The 7,553-nt window shown below is 69.4% G+C and carries 8 protein-coding genes; 6 read left to right on the top strand and 2 right to left on the bottom strand.

What is annotated here, in order from left to right; all coding sequences use genetic code 11:
• Positions 1-97: 97 nt before the first annotated feature.
• Positions 98-1,480 (bottom strand): glycine--tRNA ligase, encoded by a 1,383-nt coding sequence (locus V2J85_RS14160; RefSeq protein WP_261951569.1) that lies wholly within the window; start codon positions 1,478-1,480, stop codon positions 98-100.
• Between the two features lie 210 nt (positions 1,481-1,690).
• On the opposite strand from V2J85_RS14160, the gene V2J85_RS14155 reads away from it, so the two are divergent.
• The 6 genes from V2J85_RS14155 to V2J85_RS14130 all read left to right on the top strand — a co-directional run bounded on the left by V2J85_RS14155 (position 1,691) and on the right by V2J85_RS14130 (position 6,468).
• Entirely contained in the window at positions 1,691-2,653 is a 963-nt protein-coding gene (locus V2J85_RS14155; protein ID WP_330821755.1) for a metal ABC transporter substrate-binding protein, read from the top strand.
• A gap of 40 nt (positions 2,654-2,693) precedes the next feature.
• Positions 2,694-3,473, top strand: a complete 780-nt coding sequence (locus tag V2J85_RS14150; protein ID WP_330821754.1) for a metal ABC transporter ATP-binding protein — start codon at positions 2,694-2,696, stop codon at positions 3,471-3,473.
• Positions 3,473-4,372 carry a metal ABC transporter permease gene (locus tag V2J85_RS14145; RefSeq protein WP_261951566.1) on the top strand — a complete coding sequence of 300 codons (900 nt, stop codon included), beginning with the start codon at positions 3,473-3,475 and terminating at the stop codon, positions 4,370-4,372. The genes V2J85_RS14150 and V2J85_RS14145 overlap by 1 nt, the downstream gene beginning before the upstream one ends.
• 101 nt (positions 4,373-4,473) lie before the next feature.
• A complete protein-coding gene (locus V2J85_RS14140; protein WP_261951565.1) occupies positions 4,474-4,902 on the top strand; it encodes a Fur family transcriptional regulator in 429 nt (142 codons plus the stop codon).
• 144 nt (positions 4,903-5,046) lie between these two features.
• Complete coding sequence (locus tag V2J85_RS14135; protein WP_261951564.1) at positions 5,047-5,400, top strand: WXG100 family type VII secretion target; 354 nt, start codon at positions 5,047-5,049, stop codon at positions 5,398-5,400.
• A 30-nt stretch (positions 5,401-5,430) separates the two neighbouring features.
• The gene (locus V2J85_RS14130) at positions 5,431-6,468 is read left to right on the top strand and encodes an NlpC/P60 family protein (RefSeq protein WP_330821753.1); all 1,038 of its coding nucleotides are present in this window, start codon (positions 5,431-5,433) and stop codon (positions 6,466-6,468) included.
• 219 nt (positions 6,469-6,687) lie between these two features.
• Here V2J85_RS14130 and V2J85_RS14125 read toward each other — a convergent pair whose 3' ends face one another.
• Positions 6,688-7,506, bottom strand: coding sequence for an isoprenyl transferase (locus V2J85_RS14125; RefSeq protein WP_261951562.1), 819 nt, complete (start codon positions 7,504-7,506; stop codon positions 6,688-6,690).
• Between the last annotated feature and the right edge of the window lie 47 nt (positions 7,507-7,553).

Below are 7,553 nucleotides of genomic sequence, written 5' to 3'. Positions count from 1 at the left end.
ATGCCAAAAAGTCAAACACCGGGGGGGCGGGTCCCATTCCGGTACCCGCCCCCCTCGTTCACCAGGCAGCTGCCTCAGCAGCTACCCGATGGCCGACTCAGCAGCCCAGCAGACGCGCGGCCAGGTACGGCTGGATCTGGTCCAGGCTGACGCGCTCCTGCTTCATGGTGTCGCGCTCGCGGACGGTGACCGCGTTGTCGTCGAGGGTGTCGAAGTCGACGGTGACGCAGAACGGGGTGCCGATCTCGTCCTGGCGGCGGTAGCGGCGGCCGATGGCGCCCGCGTCGTCGAACTCGATGTTCCAGTTCTTCCGCAGGTCTGCGGCGAGGCCCTTGGCCTTCGGGGAGAGCTGCGGGTTGCGGGACAGCGGCAGCACCGCGACCTTGACCGGCGCCAGGCGCGGGTCGAGGCGCATGACCGTGCGCTTCTCCATCTTGCCCTTGGCGTTGGGCGCCTCGTCCTCGACGTAGGCGTCGAGCATGAAGGCGAGCATCGCGCGGTTCACACCGGCCGCCGGCTCGATGACGTAGGGGGTCCAGCGCTCGCCGGCCTCCTGGTCGAAGTACGACAGGTCCTGGCCGGACGCCTTGGAGTGCGCGCCCAGGTCGTAGTCGGTGCGGTTGGCCACGCCCTCCAGCTCGGAGAACTCGGTGCCGCCGAAGTTGAAGCGGTACTCGATGTCAGCGGTGCGCTTGGAGTAGTGGGAGAGCTTCTCCTTCGGGTGCTCGTACCACCGGATGTTCTCCTCGCGCAGGCCCAGGTCGCGGTACCAGTTCCAGCGCTGCTCCATCCAGTACTCGTGCCACTGCTCGTCCTCGCCCGGCTTGACGAAGAACTCCATCTCCATCTGCTCGAACTCGCGGGTGCGGAAGATGAAGTTGCCCGGAGTGATCTCGTTCCGGAAGGACTTGCCCATCTGCGCGATGCCGAACGGGGGCTTCTTGCGCGAGGTCTGCTGGACCTGGGCGAAGTTGGTGAAGATGCCCTGGGCGGTCTCGGGGCGCAGGTAGGCGACCGAGGCGGTGTCCTGGGACGGGCCGAGGTGGGTGGAGAGCAGGCCGGAGAACTGCTTGGGCTCGGTGAAGCCGCCCTTGTTGCCGCAGTGCGGGCAGTTGATGTCCGCGAGGCCGTTCTCGGGCAGCTTGCCGTGCTTGGCCTCGTACGCCTCCTCCAGGTGGTCGGCGCGGAAGCGCTTGTGGCAGGAGGTGCACTCGGTGAGCGGGTCGGTGAAGGTGGCGACGTGGCCGGACGCCTGCCACACCTCGGGCGCCAGGATCACCGACGAGTCGATGCCGACGACGTCCTCGCGCGAGGTGACCATGGCGCGCCACCACTGCCGCTTGATGTTCTCCTTGAGCTCGACGCCCAGCGGACCGTAGTCCCAGGCAGCCCGGGAGCCGCCGTAGATCTCACTGCAGGGGTAAACGAAGCCACGGCGCTTGCTCAGGCTGACGATGGTATCGATCTTGTCGGCGGCCACGGTGCTCTCTTCATTACGACGACGAACGATGAATTGGGCGGCGCCCTCGCGTCTCGTCGGGGGTGCAGGTCGCAAGACGGCTGGGCGAATAGTTCAGGGTACCGGCGGGCGCCGCCCCGGGACCAAATCGGTTCCCGGCCACTGTCGGCCCGCTCACACCGGCCCGAGGTTTATTGACAATCGTTTCCAGGTTTGTTGAAAATGAGTGTCATGAACATACGTCGTCACCTCGCCACCGCCGCGGTCGCCGGAGCCGCCGGGCTCGGCCTGCTGGCCCTCACCGGCTGCGCCCCCACCGCCAGCGGCAAGACGGCCGATGGCAGGCTGAAGGTGACAGCGTCCTTCTATCCCATGGAATTCCTCGCCGAGCAGATCGGCGGGAAGCACGTCGAGGTGACCGACCTCACCAAGCCGGGCGTCGAGCCGCACGACCTGGAGCTCACCGCCAAGCAGACCGCCCAGCTCGGCGAGTCCGGCGCGGTCGTCTACCTCAAGGGCCTGCAGCCCGCCGTGGACGAGGCGATCGCCCAGTCCGGCGTCAAGAACATCGCCGACGCCGCCGCCCTGACCTCCCTCGAAAAGCACGGCACCGAGGTCGACGGCCACCACCACACCACCGGCGACAACCACTCGCACTCCGACGCCGAGGGCGGCAACGACCCGCACATCTGGCTCGACCCGGTGAAGTACGCCGAGGTCGCCAAGGGCGTCAACAAGACCCTGGCCAAGGCCGACCCGAAGCACAAGGCCGACTACCAGAAGAACACCGACGCCCTGGTGAAGAAGCTCACCGGGCTGGACACGGAGTTCAAGGCCGGCCTGAAGAACCGGGCCTCGGACACCTTCCTCACCACCCACGCGGCCTTCGGCTACCTCGCCGAGCGCTACGGCCTGACCGAGGAGGCCATCAGCGGCCTCGATCCCGAGTCCGAGCCCAGCGCGCACCGCATCAAGGCCCTGCACACCCTCGCCACCGAGCACCACGTCTCCACGGTCTTCTTCGAGACGATCGCCAACCCGGCCACCGCCAAGGCCCTGGCCGGCGACCTCCACCTGAAGACCGACGTCCTCGACCCGCTGGAAGGGATCACCGCCAAGTCCCGCGGCAAGGACTACTTCGGCGTGCAGCGCGCCAACCTCGCGGCGCTGCAGAAGGCGCTCGGCAGCAAGTGAACGCACCGACCACCCCGCCCCGCACCCCACGGAGGTCACCGTGAAGGATCCGCTCCCCGAGCCGGTCATCGACCTGCGCGGCGCCACCGCATCACTGGGCGCCCGCCCCGTGCTGCGGGGCGTCGACCTGACGGTGCGCTCCGGCGAGGTCGTCGCGCTGCTCGGCGCGAACGGCTCCGGCAAGTCCACCGCCGTCCGGTCGGTGATCGGCCAGGTCCCGCTCAGCGGCGGCTCGCTGTCCCTGTTCGGCACGGAGTTCCGCCGCTTCCGGGCCTGGGCCCGGGTCGGATACGTCCCGCAGCGCACCACCGCGGCCGGCGGGGTGCCCGCCACCGTCCGCGAGGTCGTCACGGCCGGCCGGCTGGCCCGTACGAAGCTGGGCGTGCTGCGCAAGGCCGACCGGGCCGCGGTGCACCACGCGCTGGAGCTGGTCGGCATGGCCGACCGCGCCAAGGACTCGGTCAACGCGCTCTCCGGCGGGCAGCACCAGCGGGTGCTGATAGCCCGGGCGCTGGCCGGCGAACCGGAACTGCTGATCATGGACGAGCCGATGGCCGGTGTCGACCTCGCCAGCCAGGAGGTGCTCGCCGCCGCCCTGCGCGAGCAGGTCGCCCGCGGCACCACCGTCCTGCTCGTCCTGCACGAGCTCGGCCCGCTGGAGCCGCTGATCGACCGCGCGGTGGTGCTGCGCGACGGCTGCGTCGTCCACGACGGCCCGCCGCCCGAGGCCGTGGGCCAGCACGCCCTCCCGGGCCACGACCATGTCCACCCGCACGCCGACGCGGCCGCGGAACCGATCCGGACGGGGTTGCTCACCTGATGGACATCCTGAACTACGCCTTCATGCAGCGGGCCCTGATCGCCGCCCTGATCGTCGGCATCACCGCGCCCGCCATCGGCATCTACCTCGTCCAGCGCCGCCAGGCCCTGATGGGCGACGGAATCGGCCATGTCGCGCTCACCGGCGTCGGGCTGGGTTTCCTGCTCAACCAGAGCCCGGTCTGGGTCGCCACCGCCGTCGCGGTCGCCGGCTCGGTCGTCATGGAGCTGATCCGCTGGTACGGCAAGACCCGCGGCGACCTCGCGCTGGCCATGCTGTTCTACGGCGGCATGGCGGGCGGCGTGATGCTGATGAACCTCTCCGACGCCGGCTCCAACGCGAACCTCGGCACGTACCTCTTCGGCTCGATCACGACCGTCTCGCCGCAGGACATGACGACGATCTACGTGCTCGCCGCGCTGGTCCTGGCGATCACCGTCGGGCTGCGCCGCCAGCTGTTCGCGGTCTGCCAGGACGAGGAGTTCGCGCGGGTGACCGGTCTGCCGGTCCGGCTGCTGAACCTGCTGATCGCGGTCACCGCCGCGGTCACCGTCACCGTCGCCATGCGGGTGGTCGGACTGCTGCTGGTCAGCGCCCTGATGGTGATCCCGGTCGCGGCCGCCCAGCAGATCAGCCGCAGCTTCGCGGTCACCTTCTCGGTTGCCGTCGCGATCGGTGTCGCGGTCACCCTTACGGGCACCACCACCTCGTACTACGTGGACGTCCCGTCCGGTGCCACGATCGTGCTGTTCGCCATCGGCCTGTTCGTCGTGCTGACCGCGCTCGCCACGCCGCTCGCGAAAAAGCGCGCCAGGGCTGCCGCACAGCCCGATGCGGGGTGCACCCTGGAGGTACCCGCCGGCCGCTCCGCCCCGGACGATGTGAGCGTGGCCGGATAGCCGCACGCAAGTAAGCGTCCCACCAGGGCGCCGGTCATCACCTGGCACAATGGCGGGACGCATGCGCAGGGGGAAGACCTGACGTCCTAAGGGAGGCAACGGTGGCGACGAGCGCGGGATCTCCGGTACGCGGCCGGTCGACGCGGCAGCGGACCGCGGTGTCCGCCGCACTCGACGAGGTGGACGAGTTCCGCAGTGCCCAGGAGCTGCACGACATGCTCAAGCACCGGGGCGACTCGGTCGGGCTGACCACCGTCTACCGGACGCTGCAGTCGCTCGCCGACGCCGGCGAGGTCGACGTGCTGCGCACCAGCGAGGGCGAGGCGGTCTACCGCCGGTGCAGCACCGACGACCATCACCACCACCTCGTCTGCCGGAGCTGCGGCAAGGCCGTCGAGGTCGAGGGCCCCGCGGTGGAGAAGTGGGCCGACCAGATCGCCGCCGAGCACGGCTTCCGGGACGTGGCGCACACGATCGAGATCTTCGGTACGTGCGGCGAGTGCGCGGAGCGGGCCGCCGCGGAGAAGTAGCCGCCTGAGCTGCGAATACGCCGGGGTCGCCGCCGAGTTGATCGGAGGCGGCCTCTTCGTCTTGCGCATAGGTGACAGGTACACGCTAGTGGTAGCCTCGGTTGGCTATCGGCGCGGTGCTCGCGCCCACACGGGGGGGTAGTAATGGGTCTCGGGGATCTCTGGGAAGACGGCAAGCAGCTCGTCGGCGACGTGGTCGAGGTCGGCAAGGACGTCATGATGGCGCCCGCCGAGATCGCCCACTGGGTGCTGACCCAGATGTTCGGCGGCGGTGACGCGGACCTGCAGAAGATCGCGGCCGAGCTGGACAAGCTCAGCAAGGAGCTGGACGGGTTGACCAAGGAGGTCAACACCGCGCTCGGAAAGCTGACCTGGCACGGCCCGGCGTCCGACGCCTTCGTCACCGTCGCGCACGGCCGCGTCAAGGAGATGAACGCGATCTCCGACGATCTCACCACGCTGGGCCAGGCCGTCACCCGGCTGTCCCAGGTCTACTGACGAGCCACGACAACACGGGGGGTTGTACGGATGGCAGGCGACACGTTCGGTGTCGAGATGGCGGAGCTCAACACCATCGAGAAGGACTGGCGCTCGGCGGCCGAGAAGATGCTGGAGCTGCACCGGCGGCTGTGTGAGGTCAAGGACACCATGGCGACGGCGGCGAGCATCGACCTCGCGACCGCGCCCCTCGCGTCCCTTCCCGGCTTCGGCATCGCCTATCAGGTGCAGGCCGACGTGCAGGACATCGCCGAGCTCTGCCGGCGCCTCGCGGCGGCCAAGTCCCAGCTGCTCGACGGGCTCGCGGCGGACGCCGACAAGATCAAGAAGGTCAAGGCCGAGTACGAGGCCAACGAGAAGAAGATCGAGGAAGACCTCAAGAAGATCAAGGACGGCAAGCACCACGACGCGCCCAAGTCTCCGCGGACCGGCTCGCACGGCGCCGGTGGCGGCTCCGGCTCCGGTGGCGGCGGAGGGGGCGGCGGCGCGAGCGGCGGCGGCCACGGCGGTGGCGGCACCGGCGGCCCGGCGCCCACCCAGGGCCACGGCGACGGCAAGTGGGAGACCAAGGGCGACTGGGACGCCTGGTCGCCGGGCAAGCACCACACCACCACCGGCGCCGGCGTGCAGGACGCCCCCGACACCTCCGGGCTTCCCAAGGAGCGCAAGGACATCATCGACCGGGCCCTGGAGCGGGTGAACCACCGCATCGGCTACAGCCAGTCGGCCACCACCAACGGCTACCGCGACGACTGCTCCGGCTTCGTCTCCGCCGCCTGGGGCCTGGAACCCCCGGGCCTGAACACCTACGGCCTGATGGGCGGCAACACCGCCCACGCCATCACCAAGGACGACCTGCAGCCGGGCGACGCCCTGATCGCCGGCGACCACACCGTCCTCTTCGGCGGCTGGGCCGACGAGGCCCACACCAAGTACATCGCCCTGGAGGACAACGGCTCCCAGGGCACCGTCTCGCACGTCATCCCGTACCCGTACTACTCGGGCGACGCGGCGCACGAGAGGTCGATCGGCCAGCCGTACGTGCCCTACCGCCGCAACGGCCTCTAGACGGCCTTCAGGAGCCTCCGGGGGCGTCTCCCCTGTGTCCCCGCACAGGAGAACCCCCCGCAAGCTCGCCAAGAACCACCGGATGGTGCGGATCACCGCCGCCCCGTCCGGCGGCGAACCGGCCGTCAGGGAGGCGCAGTTCGCCTGCGATCCCAAGCGTACGGCCCGGCTTCCTTCCTGGAGCACAGGAAGGAAGCCGGGCCGCCCCGTCTCAGGCCGTCACGTCGCGGACTCGCCCTCCGCCACCGGCGCGGCACCGAACCGCCGGTCCCGCTTGGCGTACTCCAGGCACGCGTCCCACAGGTTCCGCCGGTCGAAGTCCGGCCACAGGATGTCCTGGAAGACCATCTCGGCGTACGCGCTCTGCCAGATCAGGTAGTTCGAGGTGCGCTGCTCACCGGACGGCCGCACGAAGAGATCCACGTCCGGCATGTCCGGGTAGTACATGTACTTCGCGACGGTCTTCTCGTTGACCTTCGACGGGTCCAGCTTCCCGGCCCGCACGTCCCGGGCGATGGCCGCCGCGGCGTCCGCGATCTCCGCCCGACCGCCGTAATTCACGCAGAAATACAGCGTCATCGCGTCGTTGTTCTTGGTCTGCTCCTGGGCGATCTGGAGCTCCTGCACCACGGACTTCCACAGCTTCGGCATCCGCCCGACCCACCGGATACGAATACCGAGCGCGTCCATTTCGTCGCGCCGCCGCCGGATGACATCGCGGTTGAAGTTCATCAGGAACTTCACCTCGTCCGGCGACCGCTTCCAGTTCTCGGTGGAGAAGGCGTAGAGCGAAAGGTTCTTCACGCCCATTTCGATGCAGCCCTTGAGGACGTCCAGCACGACGCCCTCGCCGACCTTGTGGCCCTCGGTGCGCGGCAGGCCCCGCTCCTTCGCCCACCGGCCGTTGCCGTCCATGACCACGGCCACATGGTTCGGGACGAGCTCCCCGGGGATCTTCGGCGGCCGCGCGCCGGAAGGGTGCGGCTCGGGCGTGACGTACTCGCGTCGGTTACGGCCCAGAATCCCGCGTCGTGCCATGCGGCCCACGTCTCCTATGTGTCGCTGTGTCGCTGTGTCGCTTCGAG

It is taken from the genome of Streptomyces bugieae (assembly GCF_036352915.1).
Classification (GTDB): Bacteria; Actinomycetota; Actinomycetes; order Streptomycetales; family Streptomycetaceae; genus Streptomyces; species Streptomyces endophytica.
The sequence above is the reverse complement of the archived record's forward strand: the minus strand, read 5'-3'. Positions and strand labels throughout refer to the sequence as shown.

Excerpts from the sequence above, each read along its gene's own strand:
- V2J85_RS14155 (WP_330821755.1), top strand. The coding sequence starts at position 1,691 with ATGAACATACGTCGTCACCTCGCCACCGCCGCGGTCGCCGGAGCCGCC.
- V2J85_RS14145 (WP_261951566.1), top strand. The coding sequence starts at position 3,473 with ATGGACATCCTGAACTACGCCTTCATGCAGCGGGCCCTGATCGCCGCC.
- V2J85_RS14135 (WP_261951564.1), top strand. The coding sequence starts at position 5,047 with ATGGGTCTCGGGGATCTCTGGGAAGACGGCAAGCAGCTCGTCGGCGAC.
- V2J85_RS14130 (WP_330821753.1), top strand. The coding sequence starts at position 5,431 with ATGGCAGGCGACACGTTCGGTGTCGAGATGGCGGAGCTCAACACCATC.
- V2J85_RS14125 (WP_261951562.1), bottom strand. The coding sequence starts at position 7,506 with ATGGCACGACGCGGGATTCTGGGCCGTAACCGACGCGAGTACGTCACG.